Here is a 23,301-nt window from a genome sequence, read left to right as displayed (position 1 = left end):
AGCGACCCCTTACAGCTTCATCAGGCTGGCGTCGTCGACCGAGGCCGAGTGGCGGGCACGGAACAGGGACACGATGATGGCGAGCCCCACCACGACCTCCGCGGCGGCGACGACCATCGTGAAGAACGCGATGATCTGGCCGTCCAGGTTGCCGTGCAGCCGGGAGAAGGCCACCAGCGTGAGGTTGCAGGCGTTGAGCATCAGCTCCACGCACATGAAGACGACGATCGCGTTCCGCCGGACCAGCACGCCGGCGGCGCCGATGGTGAACAACACGGCGGCGAGGTAGAGGTAGTTGACGGGATTCACTTGGCCGCCTCCTCTCCGTCCCGGTCGCGGCCCAGCCGCTCCTCGGCGCGCCGCTCCAGCGCCCGCAGGTCCGCCAGCGCCTGCGGCGACACGTCGCGGACCTGGCCGCGCTTGCGCAGCGTGCGGCTGACGGTCAGCTCCGACGGGGTGCCGTCGGGCAGGAGGCCGGGGACGTCCACGGCGTTGTGCCGGGCGTACACACCGGGCGCGGGGAGCGGCGGGAGCTGCTTGCCCTCGCGCACGCGCTGCTCCGCCAGCTCCCGCTGGGACCGGGCCCGTTCGATGCGCTCGCGGTGCGTGAGCACCATCGCGCCGACCGTCGCGGTGATGAGGAGCGCGCCGGTGATCTCGAAGGCGAAGACGTACTTGGTGAAGATGAGCGCCGCCAGGCCCTCGACGTTCCCCCCGGCGTTCGCCGTGCCGAGGCCGGTGAACGTGTCCAGGGAGGCACGGCCGAGACCGGCGACGAGCAGCGCCCCGAAGCCGAGGCCGCAGAGCGCCGCCAGCCAGCGCTGGCCCTTCAGGGTCTCCTTCAGCGAGTCGGCGGCGGTGACGCCGACGAGCATCACGACGAAGAGGAACAGCATCATGATCGCGCCGGTGTACACGATGATCTGGACGACACCCAGGAAGTAGGCGCCGTTGGCCAGGTAGAAGACGGCCAGGACCACCATCGTCCCGGCCAGGCACAGGGCGCTGTGCACGGCCCTGCGCATCAGGACGGTGCACAGCGCGCCGACCACCGCGACCGTGCCCAGCAGCCAGAACTGCACGGCCTCACCGGTCGAGGTGGTGTAGGCGGCGGCCAGGGTGCTCGCGGTCATGCCCCGACCACCTTCCCGGACGCGGGCTCGGTCGGGCCGAAGTCCGTCGCCGCCTCCTGCGGCTCCTCGCCCTTGCTCACCGCGACCTGCCGGACCGTGTCCGGCGCGGCCCCGTGGACCAGGCCCCGGTAGTAGTCCTGCTCGTCCGTCCCCGGGTACATCGCGTGCGGCGTGTCGACCATGTCGTCGTCGAGGCCCGCGAGGAGCTGCTCCTTGGTGTAGATGAGGTTCTCGCGGGAGCTGTCGGCGAGCTCGAACTCGTTGGTCATCGTCAGCGCCCGGGTCGGGCACGCCTCGATGCACAGGCCGCACAGGATGCAGCGGGCGTAGTTGATCTGGTAGACGCGGCCGTACCGCTCGCCGGGCGAGTAGCGCTCCTCGTCGGTGTTGTCCGCGCCCTCCACGTAGATCGCGTCGGCGGGGCAGGCCCAGGCGCACAGCTCGCAGCCGACGCACTTCTCCAGCCCGTCCGGGTGGCGGTTGAGCTGGTGCCGGCCGTGGAAGCGGGGCGCCGTCGTCTTCGGCTGCTCCGGGTACTGCTCCGTCAACCGCTTCTTGAACATGGCCTTGAAGGTCACGCCGAAGCCGGCCACCGGGTTCTGGAAGGGGGTCCGTGGGGTGTCCCCCCGGGATGACTCAGTAGACACCGTCCGTCTCCTTTCCGTCACTCGCAGTGTCCCTCGGGCCACTGACAATCAACTCGCGCTCACCGCGCGGCCGTCGGCGCGGGACCGGCGGCAGGGTCTGACCGGGCAGCGGCGGCACCGGGAACCCGCCCGCCATCGGGTCGAACCCGCCGTCCTCGTCCGCCTGCTCCGCCTCGGCCGCAGCCCCGGCCCTGCGTTCGCGGAACATGTCCGCGACGAAGGAGAGCAGCAGCACCGCGAGGACGCCACCGGCGACGTACAGCACGATCGACTGGAAGGCGACGTTCTCGTTCCGCAGGGCGCGGACGGTGGCGACGAGCATCAGCCACACGACGGAGACGGGGATCAGGACCTTCCAGCCGAGCTTCATCAGCTGGTCGTAGCGGACGCGGGGCAGCGTGCCGCGCAGCCACACGAAGAGGAAGAGCAGCAGCACGACCTTGCCGACGAACCAGAGCATCGGCCACCAGCCGTGGTTCGCGCCCTCCCAGAACCCGGAGATCGGGTACGGGGCGCGCCAGCCGCCCAGGAAGAGGGTGACCGACACGACCGAGACGGTGACCATGTTGACGTACTCGGCCAGCATGAACATCGCGAACTTGATGGAGCTGTACTCGGTGTTGAAGCCGCCGACCAGGTCGCCCTCGGACTCCGGCATGTCGAACGGGGCGCGGTTCACCTCACCGACCATCGTCACCATGTAGATGAGGAACGACACCGGCAGCAGCACCACGAACCAGCGGTCCGCCTGCGCCTCGACGATCGTCGAGGTCGACATGGAACCGGAGTAGAGGAAGACGGACGCGAAGGCCGCGCCCATCGCGATCTCGTACGAGATCATCTGCGCGCAGGCCCGCAGCCCGCCCAGCAGGGGGTAGGTGGAGCCGGAGGACCAGCCGGCGAGGACGATGCCGTAGATGCCGACCGAGGCGACCGCGAGGATGTACAGCATCGCGATCGGCAGGTCCGTCAGCTGCATCGTGGTGCGGTGGCCGAAGATCGAGACCTCGTTGCCGGCCGGCCCGAAGGGGATCACCGCGATCGCCATGAAGGCGGGGACGGCGGAGACGATCGGGGCGAGGACGTAGACGACCTTGTCCGCCCGCTTGACGACCACGTCCTCCTTGAGCATCAGCTTGACGCCGTCCGCGAGGGACTGCAGGAGGCCCCACGGGCCGTGCCGGTTGGGGCCGATGCGCAGCTGCATCCAGGCGACGACCTTGCGCTCCATCACGATGGAGATCAGCACGGTCACCATCAGGAAGGCGAAGCAGAAGACCGCCTTGACGGCCACGAGCCACCAGGGGTCCCGGCCGAACAGGGAGAGGTCCTCGGCCGCGAGGAGGACCTGGTTCATGCGCGCACCTCCGACGAGTCGGTCGGGTCCGTCGAGTCCGTCGACGCCGGTGGGGAGGAGGGCGCCGGCGCGCCGGGCGAGCCGGTGGCCGGGGCGAGGCGGACGAGCCCGCCGGGAACCGCGCCCAGGTCGGAGAGGACACCGTCGCCGGTCGACCGCAGCGGCAACCACACCACCCGGTCGGGCATCTCGGTCACCCGCAGCGGCAGCCGCACCGACCCGGCGGGGCCGGTGACCTGGAGGAGTCCGCCGTCCGCGACCCCGGCCTCCCGCGCGGTGGCGGCCGAGAGGCGGGCGGGCGCGGCGTGCCGGGTGCCGGCGAGCGCCTCGTCGCCCTCCTGGAGGCGGCCGAGGTCGAGCAGCATGCGGTGGCCGGCGAGGACGGCCTCGCCCGCACCGGCCCGCGGCAGCGGTCGCCCGGACTCGGTGGGGTCGCCCGCCGGCGTGCCGTCCCACCGGCCGAGCCGGTCCATCTCGGCGCGCACGGCCCGGACGTCGGGCAGGCCGAACGGCACGTCCATGGCGTCGGCCAGCATGTGCAGGACGCGTGCGTCGGTCGGGGGCAGCGCACGGGTGAGCTGCTCCGGCTTCAGCGCCGCCTCGAACATCCGGACGCGGCCCTCCCAGTTGAGGAAGGTGCCGGCCTTCTCGGCGACGGCCGCGACCGGCAGGACCACGTCCGCCCGGTCGGTGACCTCACCGGGGCGCAGTTCCAGCGACACCACGAACGCCGCGTCGAGCGCCTCCCGGGCGCGCGCCGGGTCGGGCAGGTCGGCGACCTCGACGCCCCCGACGAGCAGCGCGCCGAGCTCCCCGGCGGCCGCGGCCTCCACGATCTGCCCGGTGTCGCGGCCGTAGCGGTGCGGCAGCTCGCCGACGCCCCAGGCGGTCGCCGTCTCCTCCCGGGCGCGGGGGTCGGTGGCGGGCCGCCCGCCGGGCAGCAGCGAGGGGACGGCACCCGCCCACACCGCGCCGCGCTCGCCGGCCCGGCGCGGGATCCACACCAGCTCGGCGCCGGTGGCGTTCGCCGCCCGGACGGCGGCGGTCAGCGCGCCGGTGACGCCCGCGAGCCGCTCGCCGACGACGATGACGGCGCCCGGTGCGCGCAGCGCCTCCACGGCGGCCGTGCCCGACGCGTCGAGGCCGGTGCCGGTGACCAGCGCGTCCAGCCACTCCGTCTCGGTCCCGGGCGCGGCGGGCAGCAGCGTGCCGCCCGCCTTCTGCAGGCCGCGGGTGGCGTACGGGGCGAGGGCGTACGTGCGCTGCCCGTGCTTGCGCCACGCCTTGCGCAGCCGCAGGAAGACGCCGGGCGCCTCCTCCTCGGCCTCCACGCCCACCAGCAGCACCGCGGGCGCCTTCTCCAGCGAGCCGTGGGTGACCCCGCGGCCGTCGAGGTCACGGCCCCGGCCGGCGACGCGGGCGGCGAGGAAGTCGGCCTCCTCGCTGCTGTGGACGCGCGCCCGGAAGTCGATGTCGTTGGTGTCGAGGGCGACCCGCGCGAACTTGGCGTACGCGTAGGCGTCCTCGACCGTCAGCCGGCCGCCGGTGAGGACGCCGGTGCGGCCGCGGACCAGGCCGCGCGCCGCCGCCTCCAACGCCTCCGGCCAGGACGCGGGGGCGAGCGCGCCGTCGGCGCCCCGCACGAGCGGCGTGGCGAGCCGGTCGCGGGCCTGCGCGTACCGGAACGCGAAGCGCCCCTTGTCGCACAGCCACTCCTCGTTGACCTCCGGGTCGTTGCCGGCGAGCCGCCGCATGACCTTCCCGCGCCGGTGGTCGGTGCGGGTGGCGCACCCGCCGGCGCAGTGCTCGCAGACGCTCGGCGAGGAGACCAGGTCGAAGGGGCGGGAGCGGAACCGGTACGCCGCCGAGGTCAGCGCGCCGACCGGGCAGATCTGGATGGTGTTGCCGGAGAAGTACGACACGAACGGGTCGCCCTCGCCGGTGCCGACCTGCTGGAGGGCGCCGCGCTCGATCAGCTCGATCATCGGGTCGCCCGCGACCTGGTTGGAGAACCGGGTGCAGCGGGCGCACAGCACGCACCGCTCGCGGTCGAGCAGCACCTGCGTGGAGATCGGGACGGGCTTCTCGTAGGTGCGCTTGCGGCCCTCGAAGCGGGACTCCGCCTGCCCGTGGGACATGGCCTGGTTCTGCAGGGGGCACTCGCCGCCCTTGTCGCAGACCGGGCAGTCCAGGGGGTGGTTGATGAGCAGCAGCTCCATCACGCCCACCTGCGCCTTCTCGGCGACCTCCGAGGTGAGCTGCGACCTGACGACCATGCCGTCGGTGCAGGTGATGGTGCAGGAGGCCATCGGCTTGCGCTGGCCCTCGACCTCGACGATGCACTGGCGGCAGGCGCCGGCCGGGTCGAGGAGCGGGTGGTCGCAGAATCGGGGGATCTCGATGCCGAGCTGCTCGGCCGCGCGGATGACCAGCGTCCCCTTGGGGACGGAGGTCTCGATCCCGTCGATGGTCAGCGTGACCAGGTCCTCCGGGGGCACCGGGGCCGCCCCGCCGCCGGCGGGGTTCGACGCCATGACGGTCATGCCGTCACCTCCACGTGGTTGTCCGCCCAGGCCGTCGACCTGGCCGGGTCGAAGGGGCAGCCCTTGCCGGTGATGTGCTCCTCGTACTCCCCGCGGAAGTACTTCAGGGAGGAGAAGATCGGCGAGGCGGCGCCGTCGCCGAGGGCACAGAACGACTTGCCGTTGATGTTGTCGGCGATGTCGGCGAGCTTGTCGAGGTCGGAGAGCGCGCCCCGGCCGGCCTCGATGTCGCGCAGCAGCTGCACCAGCCAGTAGGTGCCCTCCCGGCAGGGGGTGCACTTGCCGCACGACTCGTGGGCGTAGAACTCGGTCCACCGCGTGACGGCGCGGACGACGCACGTCGTCTCGTCGAAGCACTGCAGGGCCTTGGTGCCGAGCATGGACCCGGCGGCGCCGACCCCCTCGTAGTCGAGGGGCACGTCGAGGTGCTCGTCGGTGAACATCGGCGTCGACGAGCCGCCCGGCGTCCAGAACTTCAGCCGGTGGCCGGGGCGCATGCCGCCGCTCATGTCGAGCAGCTGGCGCAGCGTGATGCCGAGCGGGGCCTCGTACTGGCCGGGGCCGGCGACGTGGCCGCTGAGCGAGTACAGCGTGAAGCCGGGGGACTTCTCACTGCCCATCGACCGGAACCAGTCCTTGCCCCGGTGCATGATCGCGGGCACGGAGGCGATCGACTCGACGTTGTTCACCACGGTGGGGCAGGCGTACAGACCGGCGACCGCGGGGAACGGGGGACGCAGCCGGGGCTGGCCGCGGCGCCCTTCGAGGGAGTCGAGCAGCGCGGTCTCCTCGCCGCAGATGTACGCGCCGGCCCCGGCGTGGACGGTGAGGTCGACGTCGAGTCCGCTGCCGAGCACGTCCTTGCCGAGGAAGCCCGCGGCGTACGCCTCGCGCACGGCCTCGTGGAGCCGGCGCAGCACGGGGACGACCTCGCCGCGCAGGTAGACGAAGGCGTGCGAGGACCTGATCGCGTAGCAGGCGATCACGATGCCCTCGATGAGCGAGTGCGGGTTGGCGAAGAGGAGCGGGATGTCCTTGCAGGTGCCCGGCTCGGACTCGTCGGCGTTCACCACGAGGTAGTGGGGCTTGCCGTCGCCCTGCGGGATGAACTGCCACTTCATCCCGGTGGGGAAGCCGGCGCCGCCGCGGCCGCGCAGACCGGAGTCCTTGACGTAGGCGATGACCTCGTCGGGTGTCATGGCGAGGGCCTTGCGGAGTCCCTCGTACCCGTCGTGCCGCCGGTAGGTGTCCAGGGTCCAGGAGCGGGGCTCGTCCCAGAAGGCGGACAGGACCGGCGAGAGGAGCTTCTCGGGGCTGGTCTCCCCGATCTCGGTGGCCAAGGTCATCACTCCCCCTCCTCGCTGACCGGCCCGGCCGGGTGCTTCGGGTCGGACGCGGAGGTCTGTTGTGGTGCGTCGTGCGAGCTGAGGTGCCCGGAGCCGGGCTGGGGGCCGCCGTGCGGGGCCTGGTCGCGGGTACCGGCGTCGGCGGACTCGCCGCGCGGGTGGACGACGCGCGGCGGCAGCGCCTCGCCCTTGGCGAGCCGGAGGCCGATGAGGGAGGCGGGGCCCGCCCCGCCGGTCGCCTCGACGGCGCCGGGGCGGGTGTCGGGGAACCCGGCGAGGATGCGGGCCGTCTCCTTGAACGAGCACAGCGGCGCGCCGCGGGTGGGCGCGACGGGGAGGCCGGCGCGCAGGTCGTCGACGAGCCGCTTGGCGCTCTGGGGCGTCTGGTTGTCGAAGAACTCCCAGTTGACCATCACGACGGGGGCGAAGTCGCAGGCGGCGTTGCACTCGATGTGTTCGAGGGTGACCTTGCCGTCGGCGGTGGTCTCCTGGTCGCCGACGCCGAGGTGCTCCTTCAGCTCCTCGTAGATGGCGTCGCCGCCCATGACCGCGCAGAGCGTGTTGGTGCAGACCCCGACCTGGTAGTCGCCGGAGGGCTTGCGCCGGTACATGGTGTAGAAGGTCGCGACGGCGGTGACCTCGGCGGTGGTCAGCCCGAGCACCTCGGCGCAGAACCGCATGCCGGTGCGGGTGACGTGCCCCTCCTCGGCCTGGACGAGGTGCAGCAGCGGCAGCAGCGCGGAGCGGGAGTCGGGGTAGCGGGCGATCACCTCCCGGGCGTCCGTCTCCAGCCGGGCGCGCACGTCGGCGGGGTAGTCGGGGGCGGGGAGTTCGGGCATCCCCAGCTGGACGTCGGTCACCGGTCGACGCCTCCCATCACGGGGTCGATGGACGCGACGGCGACGATGACGTCGGCGACCTGGCCGCCCTCGCACATCGCCGCCATGGCCTGGAGGTTGGTGAAGGACGGGTCACGGAAGTGGACCCGGTAGGGGCGGGTGCCGCCGTCGGAGACGACGTGGGCGCCGAGCTCGCCCTTGGGGGACTCGACCGCGGCGTACGCCTGGCCGGCGGGGACCCGGAAGCCCTCGGTGACCAGCTTGAAGTGGTGGATCAGGGCCTCCATGGAGGTGCCCATGATCTTCTTGATGTGGTCGAGGGAGTTGCCGAGTCCGTCCGGGCCGAGCGCGAGCTGCGCGGGCCAGGCGATCTTCCGGTCGGCGACCATGACGGGCCCGGGGGCGAGCCGGTCGAGGCACTGCTCGATGATCCGCAGCGACTGGTGCATCTCCTCCAGCCGGATCAGGAAGCGGCCGTAGGCGTCGCAGGTGTCGGCGGTCGGCACCTCGAACTCGTACGTCTCGTAGCCGCAGTACGGCTCCGCGCGGCGCAGGTCGTGCGGGAGGCCGGCGGAGCGCAGGATCGGGCCGGTCGCTCCGAGGGCCATGCAGCCGGTCAGGTCGAGGTGGCCGATGTCCTGCATGCGGGCCTTGAAGATGGGGTTGCCGGTGGCGAGCTTGTCGTACTCCGGCAGGTTCTTCCGCATGGTCCGCACGAACTCGCGGACCTGGTCGACGGCGCCGGGCGGCAGGTCCTGGGCGAGGCCGCCGGGGCGGATGAACGCGTGGTTCATGCGCAGGCCGGTGATCAGCTCGAAGAGGTCCAGGATCATCTCGCGGTCCCGGAACCCGTAGATCATGACCGTGGTGGCGCCGAGCTCCATGCCGCCGGTGGCGATGCACACCAGGTGCGAGGAGAGCCGGTTGAGCTCCATGAGCAGGACCCGGATCACCGTGGCGCGGTCGGGGATCTGGTCCTCGATGCCGAGCAGCTTCTCGACGCCGAGACAGTACGCCGCCTCGTTGAAGAACGGCGTCAGGTAGTCCATGCGCGTCACGAAGGTGGTGCCCTGCGTCCACGTCCGGTACTCGAGGTTCTTCTCGATGCCGGTGTGCAGGTAGCCGATGCCGCAGCGGGCCTCGGTGACGGTCTCGCCGTCGATCTCCAGGATGAGCCGGAGCACGCCGTGGGTGGAGGGGTGCTGGGGGCCCATGTTGACGACGATCCGCTCGTCGTCGGCCTTCGCCGCGGACTGGACGACCTCGTCCCAGTCGCCGCCGGTGACGGTGTAGACGGTGCCCTCGGTGGTCTCGCGGGCATCGGCGTCGGCGAGGTGCGTCCCGGAGTCACCCGGCGGGGCGTGGTGGCCGGGTGACGGGTGGGCGTGTGGGGTGGTCACGAGTACGACCTCCGCTGGTCCGGAGCCGGGATCTGGGCGCCCTTGTACTCGACGGGGATGCCGCCGAGGGGGTAGTCCTTGCGCTGCGGGAAGCCCTGCCAGTCGTCCGGCATCATGATCCGGGTCAGGGCGGGGTGGCCGTCGAAGACCAGGCCGAAGAAGTCGTACGCCTCGCGCTCGTGCCAGTCGTTGGTCGGGTAGACCGCGACGAGGGACGGGACGTGCGGGTCGGCGTCCGGGGCGGACACCTCCAAGCGGATCAGCCGGCCGTGGGTGAGCGAGCGCAGGTGGTAGACGGCGTGCAGCTCGCGGCCCTTGTCACCCGGGTAGTGCACGCCGCTGACGCCCGTGCACAGCTCGAAGCGGAGCGCGGGGTCGTCGCGGAGGGTGCGGGCGACGCGGACGAGGTGCTCGCGGGCGATGTGGAAGGTGAGTTCCCCGCGGTCGACGACCGTCTTCTCGATGGCGTTCTCCGGGACGAGACCCTGCTCCTCCAAGGCGCCTTCGAGCTCGTCGGCGACCTCGTCGAACCAGCCCCCGTAGGGGCGGACGGCCGGGCCCGGCAGGCGGACGGGACGGACGAGGCCGTCGTAGCCGGAGGTGTCGCCGCCCCGCTCGGCGCCGAACATGCCGCGCTGGACGCGGATCTCCTCGCCGTGGTCACCGCGCTGGCCGGGCAGGTTCTGCGCGGCGAGCTCCTTCTCGGGGTTCGGCTCGTCGGTCCGGTGCGGGTCACCGGGCCCGTTCGGCCGGTTCGGCCGGTTCGGCTGGTCGGTCACCGGAGCAGCCCCTTCATCTCGATCGTGGGGAGCGCCTTGAGCGCCGCCTCCTCCGCCTCGCGGGCCGCCTCCCGGGCGTTGACGCCGAGCTTGGAGGACTGGATCTTCTCGTGGAGCTTGAGGATCGCGTCGAGCAGCATCTCGGGGCGGGGCGGGCAGCCGGGCAGGTAGATGTCGACGGGGACGACGTGGTCGACGCCCTGCACGATGGCGTAGTTGTTGAACATGCCTCCCGAGGAGGCGCAGACGCCCATGGAGATCACCCACTTCGGGGCGGGCATCTGGTCGTAGACCTGGCGCAGGACCGGGGCCATCTTCTGGCTGACCCGGCCGGCGACGATCATCAGGTCGGCCTGGCGCGGCGAGCCGCGGAAGACCTCCATCCCGAAGCGGGCCATGTCGTACCGGCCCGCGCCGGTGGTCATCATCTCGATGGCGCAGCAGGCGAGGCCGAAGGTCGCGGGGAAGACGGACGCCTTGCGCACCCATCCCGCGGCCTGCTCGACCGTCGTCAGCAGAAATCCGCTCGGCAGCTTCTCTTCGAGTCCCATGAGTGTGTCCTTCAGCCCCTCAGTCCCATTCCAGGCCGCCGCGCCGCCACACGTAGGCGTAGGCGACGAAGACCGTGAGCACGAAGAGCAGCATCTCCACGAGCCCGAAGATCCCCAGTGCGTCGAAGGTGACGGCCCAGGGATAGAGGAAGACGATCTCGATGTCGAAGACGATGAAGAGCATCGCCGTCAGGTAGTACTTGATCGGGAAGCGGCCACCTCCGGCCGGCGTCGGGGTGGGCTCGATGCCGCACTCGTACGCCTCGAGCTTGGCCCGGTTGTAGCGCTTGGGGCCGATGAGCGTGGCCATGACCACGGAGAAGATCGCAAACGCTGCCCCGAGGGCGCCGAGCACGAGGATGGGCGTGTAGGCATTCACGCTCCTCGCTCCTTCCAGTCGTCCTTGACCGTTGGACCGCACCGGGCTTCCACGTCGCCGCCCCGGCTCCTTCCGGCCCGTCGCGCTGAGCCCGGAAGATCGCTTACATGTGAGGCAGTTCACAAGCCCGTTTGGAACGCATCCTATGCCCGTCGATCTGTGATCTGCGACACGGGGTACGTCAACGGCTTTGTGATCTCCACCACCTGGCGAACGATCATGTATTCGGATGAACGGTGATCTTCGCACCACACGTGATCGAGTGGCGACGATACGTGACATCGGAGCCGGTCATCGCTGGTCGGGGCGGTCTTGCACTATCAAGCGCTGGCCGCTACACGCAAATTCGAGTCGGACGCGTCCGAGTGATAAAGGGGCTCACCCCACTCGTGCGGGGGTGCGGCGGGACGGGAGTGGACGCGTGCGACGACCGATGGCGGGTAAGCGTCGCCCGACGGGGCCGCGCATGTGACCTGCACCACTCGCTCCGGGCTGCCGGAAAAGCGGGGTTGGCCAACTGCGTGAACGAGTGGTAAGCGCAAGGCAATTCGGGCGTTTCGCGGAAAACCCATGATCACGGGCATGATCACGAGGGTCTGAAATGTCCGTTACGGCGTCAATAAAGGGCCTACGGAAGCGGATTCGGCCCTTCCGGCCCGAACTGTGGCGCAACACACGTTTCTTGATGGGAACCGCGATGCCCTGATAGCGGTTGTCCCATGTCCCACACCGCTCACATACCCAGCCACCGGAAGCCCCGCCGCAGCTCCTCGAAGCTCGCGCTGCGCGCCGGAGTTGCCGGTGGCGTCCTCAGCACCATCGCGGTGGCCGCGTCGCCCGCTCAGGCCGAGCCGGTGACCGAGACCATCGAGATGCCCACGCTCACCAACGTGGACCTGTCCGGTGCGCTCTCCTCCGCCGTCGCCGCCTCCGCCGAGGCGACCCAGCAGGACGCGCTGGTCCAGGACCTCCGGGCTCAGGAGGACGCCGCGGCCGGGAAGGCGGCCAAGGACGCCAAGACGGCCAAGGAGCAGGCGGAGCGCAAGGCCGAGGCCGAGCGCAAGGCCAAGGAGGCCGAGGAGAAGGCCCGGGCCGAGGCCCGGGAGCGCGCCTCCCGCACCGCCGAGCGCACCACCCTGTCCGCGTCGTCGAACAGCGGCGACAGCGACGGTGGCAGCAGCAGCAGCAGCGACAGCGGCTCGTCGCGCTCGACGGCCACCGGTTCCGCCGCCGCCATCGTCGACTTCGCGCGCGCCCAGATCGGCGACGCGTACGTCATGGGCGCCACGGGCCCCAACGCCTGGGACTGTTCGGGTCTCGTCCAGGCCGCCTACCGCCAGGCCGGCATCGACCTGCCCCGCGTCTCCGGCGCGCAGTCCAGCATGGGCACCTCGGTCTCGCTGAGCGACCTCCAGCCCGGCGACATCCTCTACTGGGGCAGCCGCAGCGGCTCGTACCACGTGGCGATCTACGTGGGCGGCGGCAACTTCGTCGGCGCGCAGAACCCCGGCACCGGTGTCGTCGAGCGGTCGCTCGACTACGACGCGCCGTCCGGCGCCGTCCGCATCCTCTGACGCGGCACGGCGGCTGACACGCCGCCGACCACGCACGCCGAGGCCGTCGCTCCCCCGCTCGGGGCGGGAGCGACGGCCTCGGCGTGCGTACGGGCCGTCAGCGGCCGGGCGGCCCGCCGGGGGGCGGCGGCCGGGGGTGGGCACGGGCGCCCGGTGGGCCCCACGCACCCCGGCCCGGCGGACGGGGCGGCTGCGGCTGCGGCTGCGGCTGCGGCGGGCCGATCCCAGCGGGTGCGTGCCCTGGTCCGGTGCCCGGCGCCGGCGGGCCGGTGTCAGCGGAATGCGGAACCCGGGTGCCCCGGCCCCGGCGGCCGGCCCCTGCCGGGCGGGCCCCACGTGAGGCGCCTCGGTGGGTCGGCCCCTGGTGGGTACGGCAGGCGCGGGGTGCCTCGGCCGGCCGGCGTCAGCGGGTGCGGACTCCGGCCGCGTGCACGGCCCCTGCGGCCCGGCACCAGCCGCTGCGGACCCCGCGCGAGGCGCCTCGGTGGTCGGCCCCGGCGGGTGCGGTTGCCGCGCGGGTGCCTCGGCCGGCCGGCGTCAGCGGGTGGGGCGGAACGCCTCGATGAGCCGCGCGTAGCTGTCCCCGCCGTGCCCGTCGGCGACGGCCTTCGCCATCAGCTCCCGGTGCAGCTCCGGGAGGCGTCCGTCGACGCCCCGCTGCGCGCCCGCGTGCAGCAGGTGGTCGACCGCCGCGAGCTGCACGTCGATCGTGGCGTCGTCCCCCGGGTACCGCCCGGCGTCGATCTGCCCCGCGTACCGCTCCACGAACAGGCTCACGGTCGACAGCCAGCGCAGCGCGACCGGGGTGAACGCCTCCGCCGCCACCCCGTCGGCGCCCACGAGCGCGGTCGCGTGCAACCAGCCGCCGAACACCGACCACATCATCCCCAGCAGCCCCGCGTCATAGAGCGAGGCGACCCCCGGGTCCTCGCCGAGGTCGATCGGGTCGCCCAGGACCGCCAGCGTCGCCCGGTGCGCCTCCAGCGCCTCGGTCGAGCCGCTGTACAGGAACATGCTGGCGGCGTCGCCCACCCCGGGCGGCGTCGTCATGATCCCGCCGTCCAGGTACCGCGCGCCCTGCCCGGCGGCCCAGCGTGCCGTCTCCCGCGCCTGCTCCGGCGAACCGGACGTGACGTTGACGAGCGTCCGCCCCGCGAGCCCGTCGGCGAGCGGCTCGAGCAGCTCCCGCACGACCCCGTAGTCCAGGACGCACACCACGACCAGCTCGCTCGCCGCCACGGCGTCCGCGACCGTCCCCGCCCGCCGCGCGCCGTCCGCGACCAGGTCGTCGGCCTTGGCGGGCGTACGGTTCCACACCGTGGTCGGGTGACCGGCCGCCAGGAACGCGGCCGCCAGGGCCGATCCCATCTGTCCCAGTCCGAGCACGGTGACGCTTTCACGGCTCATCGCCTTGTTTCTCCCTCTGCGCGTGGATTTCCTCTGCGTGATCCACCCTCGCAGCGCGCTCCGGGCCCGGACAGTGGCAGGACTGCCCCCGTCCGCAAAATTCCTGCCGTACGCTCCGGAGCATGCCCGCCGGAACCGTCGCCGTGGCCGTCGTCCAGGACGCCGGCCTGTCGCACTGGGAGATGTACGAACTCTCCATCGCCCTCGCCGTCTTCGGCATCCCGCACGAGGACCTCGCCGACCCCTGGTACCGCCTGCGCCTGTGCGCGGCCGAGGCACCGCCCGTGCCCGGCGGGCGGTCGGGGCCGCCCGGCTCGGGGCTGCCGGGGGCGGGCTTCTCGCTCCGTACGGACCACGGACTCGACGGGCTCGTCGGCGCCGACACCGTCATCGTGCCGTCCGTACCGGAGGAGTGCGTCGACGACGGCCGCGAGGTGCCAGCCGAGCTGGTGGAGGCGCTGCGCGCGGCGGCCGCGTCGGGGGCCCGCATGGTGTCGCTGTGCACCGGCGCCTTCGCCCTGGCAGCGGCCGGGCTGCTCGACGGCCGGCGCGCCACGGCGCACTGGCAGCACACGGCCGAACTGGCCGCCCGCCACCCGGGCGTGACCGTGGACGACTCGGTGCTCTACACCGACGACGGCGACGTCCTCACCAGCGCGGGCGCGACCGCCGCGCTCGACCTCTGCCTCCACCTGGTCCGCCGCGACCTCGGCGCACGGGTCGCCAACCAGCTGGCCCGCCGCCTCGTGGTCCACGCGCACCGCGCCGGCGGGCAGGCGCAGTTCATCGACGCGCCGCTGCCGCCGAGCGACGACGAGGGCCTGGGACCGGTGCTCCAGTGGGCGACCGAGCACCTCACGCGACCGCTCACCGTGGACGACCTCGCCCGCCGCGCCCGGATGAGCCCGCGCACCTTCCACCGGCGGCTGTACGAGGCGACCGGCACGACGCCGCTCCAGTGGCTGCTCCAGCAGCGCATCGCCCGCGCGCAGACCCTGCTGGAGTGCACCGACCTGCCCGTCGAACAGGTCGGTGAGCGCAGCGGACTGGGCACGGCGGCGAACCTGCGCCGCCACTTCACCCGGACCGTGGGGGTCTCCCCCACGGTCTACCGCAGGTCGTTCCCGACCGGTGGCCTCACGCCTTCGGGGCGACCTTCGACAGGCCGTTGATGATCCGGTCCATCGCGTCCCCGCCCGTGGGGTCGGTGAGGTTGGCGAGCATCTTGAGGGTGAACCGCATCAGCATCGGGTGGGTGAGCCCGCGCTGCGCCGCGATCTTCATGACCTTCGGGTTGCCGATCAGCTTCACGAAGGCGCGGCCGAGGGTGTAGTAGCCGCCGTAGGTGTCCTTGAGGACCTTCGGGTAGTTGTGCAGCGCCAGCTCCCGCTGGGCGTCCGTCGAGCGGGCGTGGGCCTGCACGATCACGTCGGCGGCGAGCTGCCCGGACTCCATGGCGTAGGCGATGCCCTCACCGTTGAACGGGTTGACCAGTCCGCCCGCGTCACCGACGAGGAGCAGGCCGCGCGTGTAGTGCGGCTGGCGGTTGAACGCCATCGGCAGGGCGGCGCCGCGGATCGGCATGGTCATGTTGTCGGGGGTGAAGCCCCAGTCCTCCGGCATGGACGCGCACCACGCCTTCAGCACCTCGCGCCAGTCCAGCTCGCGGAAGGCGGAGGAGGAGTTGAGGATGCCGAGGCCGACGTTGGACGTGCCGTCGCCCATGCCGAAGATCCAGCCGTAGCCGGGCAGGAGGCGGTCCGGGCCGGGGCCGCGCCGGTCCCACAGCTCCAGCCAGGACTCCAGGTAGTCGTCGTCGTGCCGGGGCGTCGTGAAGTACGTCCGCACGGCGACGCCCATCGGCCGGTCCTCGCGCCGGTGCAGGCCCATCGCGAGGGACAGCCGGCTGGAGTTGCCGTCGGCGGCGACCACGAGCGGGGCGTGGAAGGTGACCGGCGTCTTCTCCTCGCCCACCTTCGCCTGGACGCCGGTGATGCGCCCGGTCCGCGCGTCGAGGACGGGCTCGCCGACGTTGCACCGCTCGTACAGGCGGGCGCCGGCCTTCTGCGCCTGCCGGGCGAGCTGCTCGTCGAAGTCGTCGCGCTTGCGGACCAGTCCGTAGTCCGGGAACGAGGCAAGCTCGGGCCAGTCGAGCTGGAGCCGGACGCCGCCGCCGATGATGCGCAGGCCCTTGTTGCGCAGCCAGCCGGCTTCCTCGGAGATGTCGATGCCCATCGCCACGAGCTGCTTGGTGGCGCGGGGCGTGAGCCCGTCGCCGCACACCTTCTCGCGCGGGAAGGCCGTCTTCTCCAGCAGCAGGACGTCGAGGCCCGCCTTCGCGAGGTAGTACGCGGTGGTGGAACCCGCCGGGCCCGCCCCGACGACGATGACGTCTGCGCGGTGTTCGGAGAGGGTCTCGGTCACGGCGGCTTCTCCCGAGGCTCGAAATTGCGTGCCGACGGCACTGGACATGGGCAGTCTAGGGGGACCCGCTGTTCCCCGACCCGAAGGGCCACCCCCGATGCCCGAGCTGCTCGACGCCGCCGCGGTCCAGCCCGCCGACCGGCCGGCCTTCCGACTGAGGGTGCCCACGGAGGAGGACGCGTACGCCTGGCACCGGGTGTTCGACGACGCCGAGGTGATGGAGTTCCACGGCGGTCGCCCCGCCGAGCTGTCGGTCTACCACGAGTTCACCGCGCGGCAGCGCCGTCACGACGCGGAGCGCGGCTTCTGCCTGTGGACGCTGCTCGACGGGGACGGCGAGGTCGTCGGCTTCACCGGCGCCCAGCCCTGGCCGCACGCGTGGGGTCCGGTGGGCGCCATCGAGATCGGCTGGCGCCTGGCCCGCCCGGCGTGGGGCCGGGGGTACGCGACGGCCGCCGCACGCGAGACGCTGGAGCGGGTGCGGGCGGCGGGCGTCGACCACGTCGTCGCCATGGTCGACGCCCGCAACGCCCGCTCCGTCGCGGTGACCCGGCGCCTGGGCATGGCCCTGGAGGAGACCCTGCCGGTCCCGGGGCGCGACGGCGCGTCGTGCCACCGGTTCGGGCTGCGGCTGTGACGGTGCCGGGCACCGGCGGCGGTGTGGATCCGGCGGCGGTGCCCGTACCGGCGGCGGTGCGGGCCGGGTGCCCGCACCGGTGCGGTGGGGGCTTCAGTCCACGTCGTTCAGCGCCCAGGTCGAGAGCGCGACGTCGAAGGTCTCGCGGGCCGACGACCAGTCACGCTCCCGCGCGGTGAAGTAGATCGCGTACTCGGTGCCGTCCTCGGCGACGTACGCCTGGTCGACCGCGTGCACGGTCTCGCCCGACTCGTCGCGGTAGGTGTACTCCCAGATGGCGCCGGACCGGCCCTGGAACGTGTTCGCCTCCAGCCGCACCCGCTGGTAGCCGGCGTTCCGCTTGCGGGAGTTCGCCTCCAGGCCGGTCAGGTTCTCCAGGGAGGTGTACGGGGCGTTCCGTACGACCCCGACGAGGAAGTGGGCCATGCCGGTGGGGCCGGCGTAGGTGATCTGGCCCTGCTTCGCCGAGACGCGCTCCCACCCGGAGGGCACGGCGAAGGCGAACCCCTCGACGTCGCTGACGAGCGCGTACCCCGCCGGAACGGTCGGTGCCGCACCGCCCGCCGACGGGTCCGGGGCGCCGGCCGAGGGCGCCGCCGAGCCACCGGGCGCCGTCGTCTCCCCCGGTGACGCCTCAAGGGCGCTCGCCGTCGGCGTCACCGCGGGGGCCGGCCCCCGCGTCGCCGCGGGCGTGGCACCGCCGCTCGCGCCCCCCACCGGCTTGGCGTCCGGATCGGGGGCGGGCTGGACGGTGCTCGCGGACCCCCGCTCGTCGCCGAGCACCAGCAGGCCCGTGGTGACGCCGCCGCCGACCGCGAACGCGGCGACGAGTGCCCCGCCCCACAGCAGCACCGCCCGCCGCCGCGCCCTCGGGGCGGGCGGTGCGGGCACGGGCTCGATCGCCGGGCCCCCGTCGGGATGCGGACCGGGGTACGTGCCGCCGGGGTCGGCGGGGTACGGGTGGTGACCCGGCGCGGGCGCCGGGCCCGTGGTGAACGCCGCGCCCGGGCCGCCCCCGGCGGGGCCGGGTACCGGGTCGTGGACGGGGCTCGGGGTCGCGTCGTGGGCGGCGCCGGGTACCGGGTCGTGGACGGGGCCGGCGCCCCGGGCGGGCCCCCCGTCACGGGCCGGCTCCCCGCCCTGCGCGGGCACGGGGCCGGGGGACGGCGCACCGGAGCCGGGCGCCGCCGGATCGGGCGTGGGAGCGGGCCCCGGGGCCGTACCGGGGACGGCGACCGGGGCCGGGGCCGTACCGGCGGCCGGGGTGCTCCACGGAGCCGGCGGCGCCGGGCGGGCGGCGCCCGGCGGGACCGCCGCGTACGGGGCGCCGCCGACACCACCGCCACCGCTGCCGCGCCCGGTGAACCGCAGCAGGTACGGCGCGACGAGGACCGCCGCGCCCACCCACAGCAGACCGAGCAGCAGCGCGTCCGCCACGCTCGGCGCCACCTCGAACCGGCCCTGGCCGCCGAAGCCGTCGACCTCGCCCGCCATCCGGACGCCGATCCCGCTCATGCCGGCCACGAGCAGGTACGCCGCGAGGAACACGCCGCCCGTCAGCAGCCGGCCGCCCCGGTCGGGCGAGCGGCGCGCGGCCCACAGGCCGACCGTGAGCGCGGCGGCGACGCCGAAGGCGACCAGGCCGGTCACCGCCCAGCCGCCCCACTCCTCGCCGATCTCCGACAGCCCCACGGCGCCGCGCTCCGCGCCGGAGCCGAGCATGCCGAGGCTGCCCTGCACGTCGTACTCCAGCGGCGCGCCCCAGGCGACGCCGAGGACGGCGGCACCGAGGTTGGGCAGGATCGCCAGGGCCGGCAGGACCGCAGCGCCGTCCACGCCGTCGGCGTTCGCGTACGTCACCAGGCCGATGACGGCCCCGGCCGCGAGGACGGCGGCGAGCGCCCGCGCCGCCGTCCCGAGGGCCCGCAGGGCCATGGCCGCGGCGGGCCGGGGGGCGGACCACCGGGCCAGCCCTTCGCGGAGCAGCACCGCGGCCGCTACCACCAGGGCCAGTACCAGCGCGACGAGCGCGGCGACCAGGGGTGAGCCGGAGACGGCGACGCCCTGGACCTCCGGCCGGCCGAACAGCCCGAGGAGGAGCACGGCCCCCGCGGCCGGCAGCGCGACGCGTACGGCCGCGTCGACCCCGGCACCACGGGCGCGCAGCGCGCGGGCGGCGAGCCACAGGGCGCCGACCCACAGCAGGGTGACCGTCAGGGGGACCAGCGACAGTCCCGCGCCCCCCTGCGCGGCCCCTTCCCCGAGGCCGGAACCGAAGCCGGAACCGAAGCCCCCGGCATCGGAGCCCCCGGCATCGGAGCCGAAGCGTCCGACGCCCGGCCCGGAGCCGAAGCCACCGGGGCCGTACCCGCCGCCGTCCCCACCCGTACCGGGGCCGTACGGCGCGGCCGTGGAGAGCTCGAAGCCACCGCCGAACGCCTGGAGGAGCAGGGCCAGCGCCACCCGGAAACGGTCGCCCCAGCCCAGGGGCGCCTCCTCACCCGGCTCCTGGCCGTACGAGGGCAGGGACAACGCGACGGCGAGCACCAGCAGCACGGCGGTCGGCCAGGCGGCGGCGCGCACGGCCGGGCCCCACGCCCCGCGGAAGGCCCGGCGGGCGAACTCCGCGGCGGGCGAGGGCGCGACCGGCGCGGGCACGTACCCCGGCGGGGGCGGCGGTACGGCACCCGACGGCGGGACCGCGCCTGCCGTCGGGACCGTCCCGGGCGCGTGGCCGGGCGGCGGGACCGCCGGGGCGGCCGGAGCCGCGGACGGCGCCGCCGCCGGCGCGGGCGGCGGGGCGGCTGCGGGTGGGGGCGGCGCCGTGGCGGGCGCCGGCGGCGTCGACCGCTCCCGGCCGCAGTTCATGCAGAAGCGGGCCTCTGGGGGCGATGAGGCCCCGCAGTGCGGACAGGACGACGCCATGGGTGCTCCCGGTGCCGGTGGACGGGTCGGGCCCTTATCCTCCCGGCTCCGGACGGGACGTCAAAACCGTTACCCGTCCAGGGGTTTGGTGCCGCGGTGCAGGGCGACGATGCCGCCCGTGAGGTTCCGCCACGCCACCTTGGTCCAGCCGGCCCGCTGGAGCAGGGCCGCGAGCTCCGGCTGCCCGGGCCAGCTCTGGATGGACTCGGCGAGGTAGACGTAGGCGTCCGGGTTGGACGACACCGCGCGGGCGACGGGCGGCAGCGCCCGCATCAGGTACTCCTCGTACACCGTGCGGAACGGCGCCCAGGTCGCGTGCGAGAACTCGCAGATCACTACGCGGCCGCCGGGCTTGGTCACGCGGTACAGCTCGCTCAGCGCGGCGTCCGTGTCCTGGACGTTGCGCAGCCCGAAGGAGATCGTCACCGCGTCGAACGCCCCGTCGCGGAAGGGCAGCCGGGTCGCGTCGCCCGCGGTGAGCGGGAGCCAGGGGTGCCGCTTCTTGCCCTCCCGCAGCATGCCGAGGGAGAAGTCGCACGGCACGACGTACGCGCCGTCCTCCACGAAGGGCAGCGACGAGGTGCCGGTGCCCGCCGCCAGGTCGAGGACCCGCTGGCCGGGCCGGGCGTCGACGGCCTTGGCGACCTGCCTGCGCCACCGCCGGTCCTGGCCGAGCGAGAGCACGTCGTTGGTGAGGTCGTAGTTCGCGGCGACGTCGTCGAACATCGAGGCGACTTCGTGCGGCTGCTTGTCCAGGGTTGCTCGCGTCACGCGCCCCATTGTGGCAGGCGGGCGGGACGGCGCCCCGGCGGGCACGGCCCCGACGCGGCACCGGACACACGGCGCTCCCGTCCGGGGCACGCGGCCGCTCCGGCCCTGGGACACGCGGCCCTCCGGCCCGCGGACGTGGCCCTCCGACACACCGTCGCGCCGCTCCGACCCCCGGCCGCTCCGACCACCGGCCGCTCCGACCACCGGACACCCGGCGCCCCGACCCCCCGCCCCCCGGACACGCGGTTCCGGCCCCCCGGCCGCTCCGGCACGCGGCGCCGGCCCGTACCGCCCGTACCGCCCGTGCGCCGCCCGCCCCGCCCGGAGGGGCGGCGCGGTCAGCGACGCCGGTGGACCAGGCGGCCGGCCACCACGGTGGCCACGCACGTCGAGGCGCCCTGCCGCACGAGGGCGGCCCGGTCGGGCACGTCGAACACCGCGAACCGCGCGGGCGCCCCGGGCACGAGCGGCGGCAGCAGGACGAGCGGCACCGGCGAGAACGACGCGGGCCCCGGCAGCACCGCCGGGCGCCGGCCGACCGCGAGCCCGGCCCTGCGCACCGCGTCCTGGGCGGCGCGGCCGCGCAGTTCGCCGGCGATGGCCACCGTCCCGTGCGCCAGCAGGCGCTGCACCCCGCGCCGGGCGCTGGCGCCCTGCCGCGACGGGTCGGCGCGGAACAGGGCCCGCGCCCGCTCCCCGGTGATCGGCTCGGTGCCGAACTCGTCGGCCTCGCGCGGATCGGGGTGGTACGTCTGCTCCAGGAGCTCGGGCCCGTAGGGGTTGAGCAGCCCGGGGGTGAGGATGCCGGGCCACCGCCGCACCCGCGCCATGGGGTGTGCGGCGGCCAGGTCGTCGTACGGGCCGACGGCGGCGACGTGCGCGCCGTCGACCAGGACCGCCGTGCCGGGCGACGCCTCGGCGACGTGGAGCGTCAGCATCGCGGGCTCAGTTGGCGTTCAGCAGCTTCAGCTCGGGGTGCGCGGTGCCGCCCTCGATCGCCGTGGACGAGATGTGCGACACGACGCGGTCGTCGACCGGGTCGTCCGCCGGGTCGTCGTGGACGACGACGTGCTCGTACGTCGTGGTCCGCTGCGCCGGGACGCGGCCCGCCTTGCGGATGAGATCGATGATCTCCATCCGGTTGGAGCGGTGCTTGGCGCCGGCGGAGGAGACGACGTTCTCCTCCAGCATGATCGAGCCGAGGTCGTCGGCGCCGTAGTGCAGCGACAGCTGACCGACCTCCTTGCCGACGGTCAGCCAGGAGCCCTGGATGTGGGCGACGTTGTCCATGAACAGCCGCGCGACGGCGATCATCCGCAGGTACTCGAAGATCGTCGCCTGCGTCCGGCCCTTCAGGTGGTTGTTCTCGGGCTGGTAGGTGTACGGGATGAAGGCGCGGAAGCCGCCCGTGCGGTCCTGCACGTCCCGGATCATCCGCAGGTGCTCGATCCGCTCGGCGTTGGTCTCGCCGGTGCCCATCAGCATCGTGGAGGTCGACTCGACGCCGAGCCCGTGGGCGATCTCCATGATCTCCAGCCAGCGCTCGCCGGACTCCTTGAGCGGGGCGATCGCCTTGCGCGGCCGCTCGGGCAGCAGCTCGGCGCCCGCGCCGGCGAAGGAGTCGAGGCCGGCCGCGTGGATGCGGCGGATGGCCTCCTCGACGGAGACGCCCGAGATGCGCGCCATGTGCTCGACCTCGGAGGCGCCGAGGGAGTGGATGACGAGCTGCGGGAACTCCTTCTTGATGGCGGCGAAGTGCTCCTCGTAGTACTCGACGCCGAAGTCCGGGTGGTGGCCGCCCTGGAACATGATCTGCGTGCCGCCCAGCTCGACGGTCTCGGCGCAGCGGCGCAGGATGTCGTCGAGGTCGCGCGTCCAGCCCTTGGCGGTGTCCTTGGGCGCGGCGTAGAAGGCGCAGAACCGGCACGCCGTGACGCAGACGTTGGTGTAGTTGATGTTGCGCTCGATGATGTACGTCGCGATGTGCTCCGTACCGGCGTACCGGCGGCGCCGCGCGGCGTCGGCGGCCGCGCCGAGGGCGTGCAGCGGCGCGGAGCGGTAGAGGTCGAGCGCCTCTTCCGGGGTGATCCGCCCACCTGCGGCGGCACGGTCGAGAACGGACTGGAGGTCGGCCTTCTCGGTCACCGGTTGCGTACCTTTCGGCAGGTTGTGGACGGGCCGGACCAGCCTACGCCAGGGGGTCGCGGTCGGTTCCCGCGGTCCGGGGCGACGCCGGGCGACGGGTCCGTTCGCCGCCGGGGCGTACCGCGACCGTCCGCCGCCGAGGGCCCGCCGCGCGGGGTGGGCGGCCCGGGGTGCGGATGCCGGCCGGACCCGCGTGCGCCGGACCCGCTCCCACCGACCCGGGCCCGCCGGACCCACGTCGGCCGGCCCGCGGCCCACCAGACGTACGCGTACGCCCCCTTCCCGACACCAGCGTGGCGGGCGGGGGTGCGCGGGATCACCGCGATTGGCCGCGCCGGACGGCCAACCCGTCCGCCCCTCGCGCCATCTATCCGGCCGTGGTCCGTGACGACCCCCGCCCCGTCCGGGACCCGACCACGACCCGACACCTCCACCGGAGTGCAC

Annotated in this window: 20 protein-coding genes; 3 read left to right on the top strand and 17 right to left on the bottom strand. The window is 73.7% G+C overall.

Annotated elements, in window-relative coordinates; genetic code table 11:
- Nucleotides 1-9: 9 nt before the first annotated feature.
- The 11 genes from nuoK to ACF053_RS18695 are packed head-to-tail and all read right to left on the bottom strand — an operon-like array spanning nt 10 to nt 10,974.
- Entirely contained in the window at nt 10-309 is a 300-nt protein-coding gene (gene nuoK / locus ACF053_RS18745) for an NADH-quinone oxidoreductase subunit NuoK (protein WP_058945132.1), read from the bottom strand.
- Nucleotides 306-1,133 carry an NADH-quinone oxidoreductase subunit J gene (locus ACF053_RS18740; protein ID WP_391954936.1) on the bottom strand — a complete coding sequence of 276 codons (828 nt, stop codon included), beginning with the start codon at nt 1,131-1,133 and terminating at the stop codon, nt 306-308. Before ACF053_RS18740 ends, nuoK begins: the two co-directional genes overlap by 4 nt.
- Nucleotides 1,130-1,780, bottom strand: a complete 651-nt coding sequence (gene nuoI, locus ACF053_RS18735) for an NADH-quinone oxidoreductase subunit NuoI (protein WP_391954935.1) — start codon at nt 1,778-1,780, stop codon at nt 1,130-1,132. Before nuoI ends, ACF053_RS18740 begins: the two co-directional genes overlap by 4 nt.
- A complete protein-coding gene (nuoH, locus tag ACF053_RS18730; protein WP_391954934.1) occupies nt 1,770-3,137 on the bottom strand; it encodes an NADH-quinone oxidoreductase subunit NuoH in 1,368 nt (455 codons plus the stop codon). The genes nuoI and nuoH overlap by 11 nt, the downstream gene beginning before the upstream one ends.
- Nucleotides 3,134-5,680 (bottom strand): NADH-quinone oxidoreductase subunit G, encoded by a 2,547-nt coding sequence (locus tag ACF053_RS18725; RefSeq protein WP_391954933.1) that lies wholly within the window; start codon nt 5,678-5,680, stop codon nt 3,134-3,136. The genes nuoH and ACF053_RS18725 overlap by 4 nt, the downstream gene beginning before the upstream one ends.
- Complete coding sequence (gene nuoF / locus ACF053_RS18720; protein WP_058945137.1) at nt 5,677-7,026, bottom strand: NADH-quinone oxidoreductase subunit NuoF; 1,350 nt, start codon at nt 7,024-7,026, stop codon at nt 5,677-5,679. Before nuoF ends, ACF053_RS18725 begins: the two co-directional genes overlap by 4 nt.
- Nucleotides 7,026-7,865 (bottom strand): NADH-quinone oxidoreductase subunit NuoE, encoded by an 840-nt coding sequence (gene nuoE / locus ACF053_RS18715; RefSeq protein ID WP_058945144.1) that lies wholly within the window; start codon nt 7,863-7,865, stop codon nt 7,026-7,028. Before nuoE ends, nuoF begins: the two co-directional genes overlap by 1 nt.
- A 17-nt stretch (nt 7,866-7,882) precedes the next feature.
- On the bottom strand, nt 7,883-9,265 hold the full coding sequence (locus ACF053_RS18710) for an NADH-quinone oxidoreductase subunit D (protein WP_391954932.1): 1,383 nt from the start codon (nt 9,263-9,265) through the stop codon (nt 7,883-7,885).
- Nucleotides 9,262-10,044 (bottom strand): NADH-quinone oxidoreductase subunit C, encoded by a 783-nt coding sequence (locus ACF053_RS18705; protein WP_391954931.1) that lies wholly within the window; start codon nt 10,042-10,044, stop codon nt 9,262-9,264. The genes ACF053_RS18710 and ACF053_RS18705 overlap by 4 nt, the downstream gene beginning before the upstream one ends.
- Complete coding sequence (locus ACF053_RS18700; protein ID WP_058945140.1) at nt 10,041-10,595, bottom strand: NuoB/complex I 20 kDa subunit family protein; 555 nt, start codon at nt 10,593-10,595, stop codon at nt 10,041-10,043. The genes ACF053_RS18705 and ACF053_RS18700 overlap by 4 nt, the downstream gene beginning before the upstream one ends.
- Before the next feature lie 19 nt (nt 10,596-10,614).
- The gene (locus ACF053_RS18695) at nt 10,615-10,974 is read right to left on the bottom strand and encodes an NADH-quinone oxidoreductase subunit A (protein ID WP_058945141.1); all 360 of its coding nucleotides are present in this window, start codon (nt 10,972-10,974) and stop codon (nt 10,615-10,617) included.
- Nucleotides 10,975-11,693: 719 nt separating this feature from the next.
- Here ACF053_RS18695 and ACF053_RS18690 point away from each other — a divergent pair.
- Nucleotides 11,694-12,548, top strand: coding sequence for a C40 family peptidase (locus ACF053_RS18690; protein WP_391954930.1), 855 nt, complete (start codon nt 11,694-11,696; stop codon nt 12,546-12,548).
- A 537-nt stretch (nt 12,549-13,085) separates the two neighbouring features.
- Here the strand turns inward: ACF053_RS18690 and ACF053_RS18685 are convergent.
- The gene (locus tag ACF053_RS18685) at nt 13,086-13,955 is read right to left on the bottom strand and encodes an NAD(P)-dependent oxidoreductase (protein WP_391954929.1); all 870 of its coding nucleotides are present in this window, start codon (nt 13,953-13,955) and stop codon (nt 13,086-13,088) included.
- A 122-nt stretch (nt 13,956-14,077) separates the two neighbouring features.
- Here ACF053_RS18685 and ACF053_RS18680 point away from each other — a divergent pair, with 122 nt between their 5' ends.
- Nucleotides 14,078-15,127, top strand: coding sequence for a helix-turn-helix domain-containing protein (locus tag ACF053_RS18680; RefSeq protein WP_391954928.1), 1,050 nt, complete (start codon nt 14,078-14,080; stop codon nt 15,125-15,127).
- Here the strand turns inward: ACF053_RS18680 and ACF053_RS18675 are convergent.
- Entirely contained in the window at nt 15,093-16,379 is a 1,287-nt protein-coding gene (locus ACF053_RS18675; RefSeq protein ID WP_391954927.1) for a geranylgeranyl reductase family protein, read from the bottom strand. The two genes, ACF053_RS18680 and ACF053_RS18675, sit on opposite strands and share 35 nt — an antisense overlap.
- Before the next feature lie 97 nt (nt 16,380-16,476).
- Between ACF053_RS18675 and ACF053_RS18670 the strand changes: the two genes are divergently transcribed.
- Nucleotides 16,477-17,016 carry a GNAT family N-acetyltransferase gene (locus tag ACF053_RS18670; protein WP_391954926.1) on the top strand — a complete coding sequence of 180 codons (540 nt, stop codon included), beginning with the start codon at nt 16,477-16,479 and terminating at the stop codon, nt 17,014-17,016.
- Between the two features lie 93 nt (nt 17,017-17,109).
- Here ACF053_RS18670 and ACF053_RS18665 read toward each other — a convergent pair whose 3' ends face one another.
- The 4 genes from ACF053_RS18665 to mqnC all read right to left on the bottom strand — a co-directional run bounded on the left by ACF053_RS18665 (nt 17,110) and on the right by mqnC (nt 22,857).
- The gene (locus ACF053_RS18665; RefSeq protein ID WP_391954925.1) at nt 17,110-19,674 is read right to left on the bottom strand and encodes a hypothetical protein; all 2,565 of its coding nucleotides are present in this window, start codon (nt 19,672-19,674) and stop codon (nt 17,110-17,112) included.
- A 336-nt stretch (nt 19,675-20,010) separates the two neighbouring features.
- Nucleotides 20,011-20,712, bottom strand: coding sequence for a demethylmenaquinone methyltransferase (locus ACF053_RS18660; protein ID WP_391954924.1), 702 nt, complete (start codon nt 20,710-20,712; stop codon nt 20,011-20,013).
- 338 nt (nt 20,713-21,050) lie between these two features.
- The gene (locus ACF053_RS18655) at nt 21,051-21,650 is read right to left on the bottom strand and encodes an imidazolonepropionase-like domain-containing protein (protein ID WP_391954923.1); all 600 of its coding nucleotides are present in this window, start codon (nt 21,648-21,650) and stop codon (nt 21,051-21,053) included.
- Between the two features lie 7 nt (nt 21,651-21,657).
- Complete coding sequence (gene mqnC / locus ACF053_RS18650; protein ID WP_391954922.1) at nt 21,658-22,857, bottom strand: cyclic dehypoxanthinyl futalosine synthase; 1,200 nt, start codon at nt 22,855-22,857, stop codon at nt 21,658-21,660.
- Nucleotides 22,858-23,301: the final 444 nt, after the last annotated feature.

The organism is Streptomyces kanasensis (assembly GCF_043077165.1).
Lineage (GTDB): Bacteria > Actinomycetota > Actinomycetes > Streptomycetales > Streptomycetaceae > Streptomyces > Streptomyces changanensis.
Note: the sequence above shows the minus strand (reverse complement) of the source record. Positions and strands in the feature narration are given on the sequence as shown.

Coding starts and splice junctions, on each gene's coding strand:
- ACF053_RS18670 (WP_391954926.1), top strand. CDS start 16,477: ATGCCCGAGCTGCTCGACGCCGCCGCGGTCCAGCCCGCCGACCGGCCG.
- ACF053_RS18680 (WP_391954928.1), top strand. CDS start 14,078: ATGCCCGCCGGAACCGTCGCCGTGGCCGTCGTCCAGGACGCCGGCCTG.
- ACF053_RS18655 (WP_391954923.1), bottom strand. CDS start 21,650: ATGCTGACGCTCCACGTCGCCGAGGCGTCGCCCGGCACGGCGGTCCTG.
- nuoF (WP_058945137.1), bottom strand. CDS start 7,026: ATGACCTTGGCCACCGAGATCGGGGAGACCAGCCCCGAGAAGCTCCTC.
- ACF053_RS18685 (WP_391954929.1), bottom strand. CDS start 13,955: ATGAGCCGTGAAAGCGTCACCGTGCTCGGACTGGGACAGATGGGATCG.
- ACF053_RS18690 (WP_391954930.1), top strand. CDS start 11,694: ATGTCCCACACCGCTCACATACCCAGCCACCGGAAGCCCCGCCGCAGC.
- ACF053_RS18700 (WP_058945140.1), bottom strand. CDS start 10,595: ATGGGACTCGAAGAGAAGCTGCCGAGCGGATTTCTGCTGACGACGGTC.
- nuoH (WP_391954934.1), bottom strand. CDS start 3,137: ATGAACCAGGTCCTCCTCGCGGCCGAGGACCTCTCCCTGTTCGGCCGG.
- nuoE (WP_058945144.1), bottom strand. CDS start 7,865: ATGCCCGAACTCCCCGCCCCCGACTACCCCGCCGACGTGCGCGCCCGG.
- ACF053_RS18725 (WP_391954933.1), bottom strand. CDS start 5,680: ATGACCGTCATGGCGTCGAACCCCGCCGGCGGCGGGGCGGCCCCGGTG.
- ACF053_RS18740 (WP_391954936.1), bottom strand. CDS start 1,133: ATGACCGCGAGCACCCTGGCCGCCGCCTACACCACCTCGACCGGTGAG.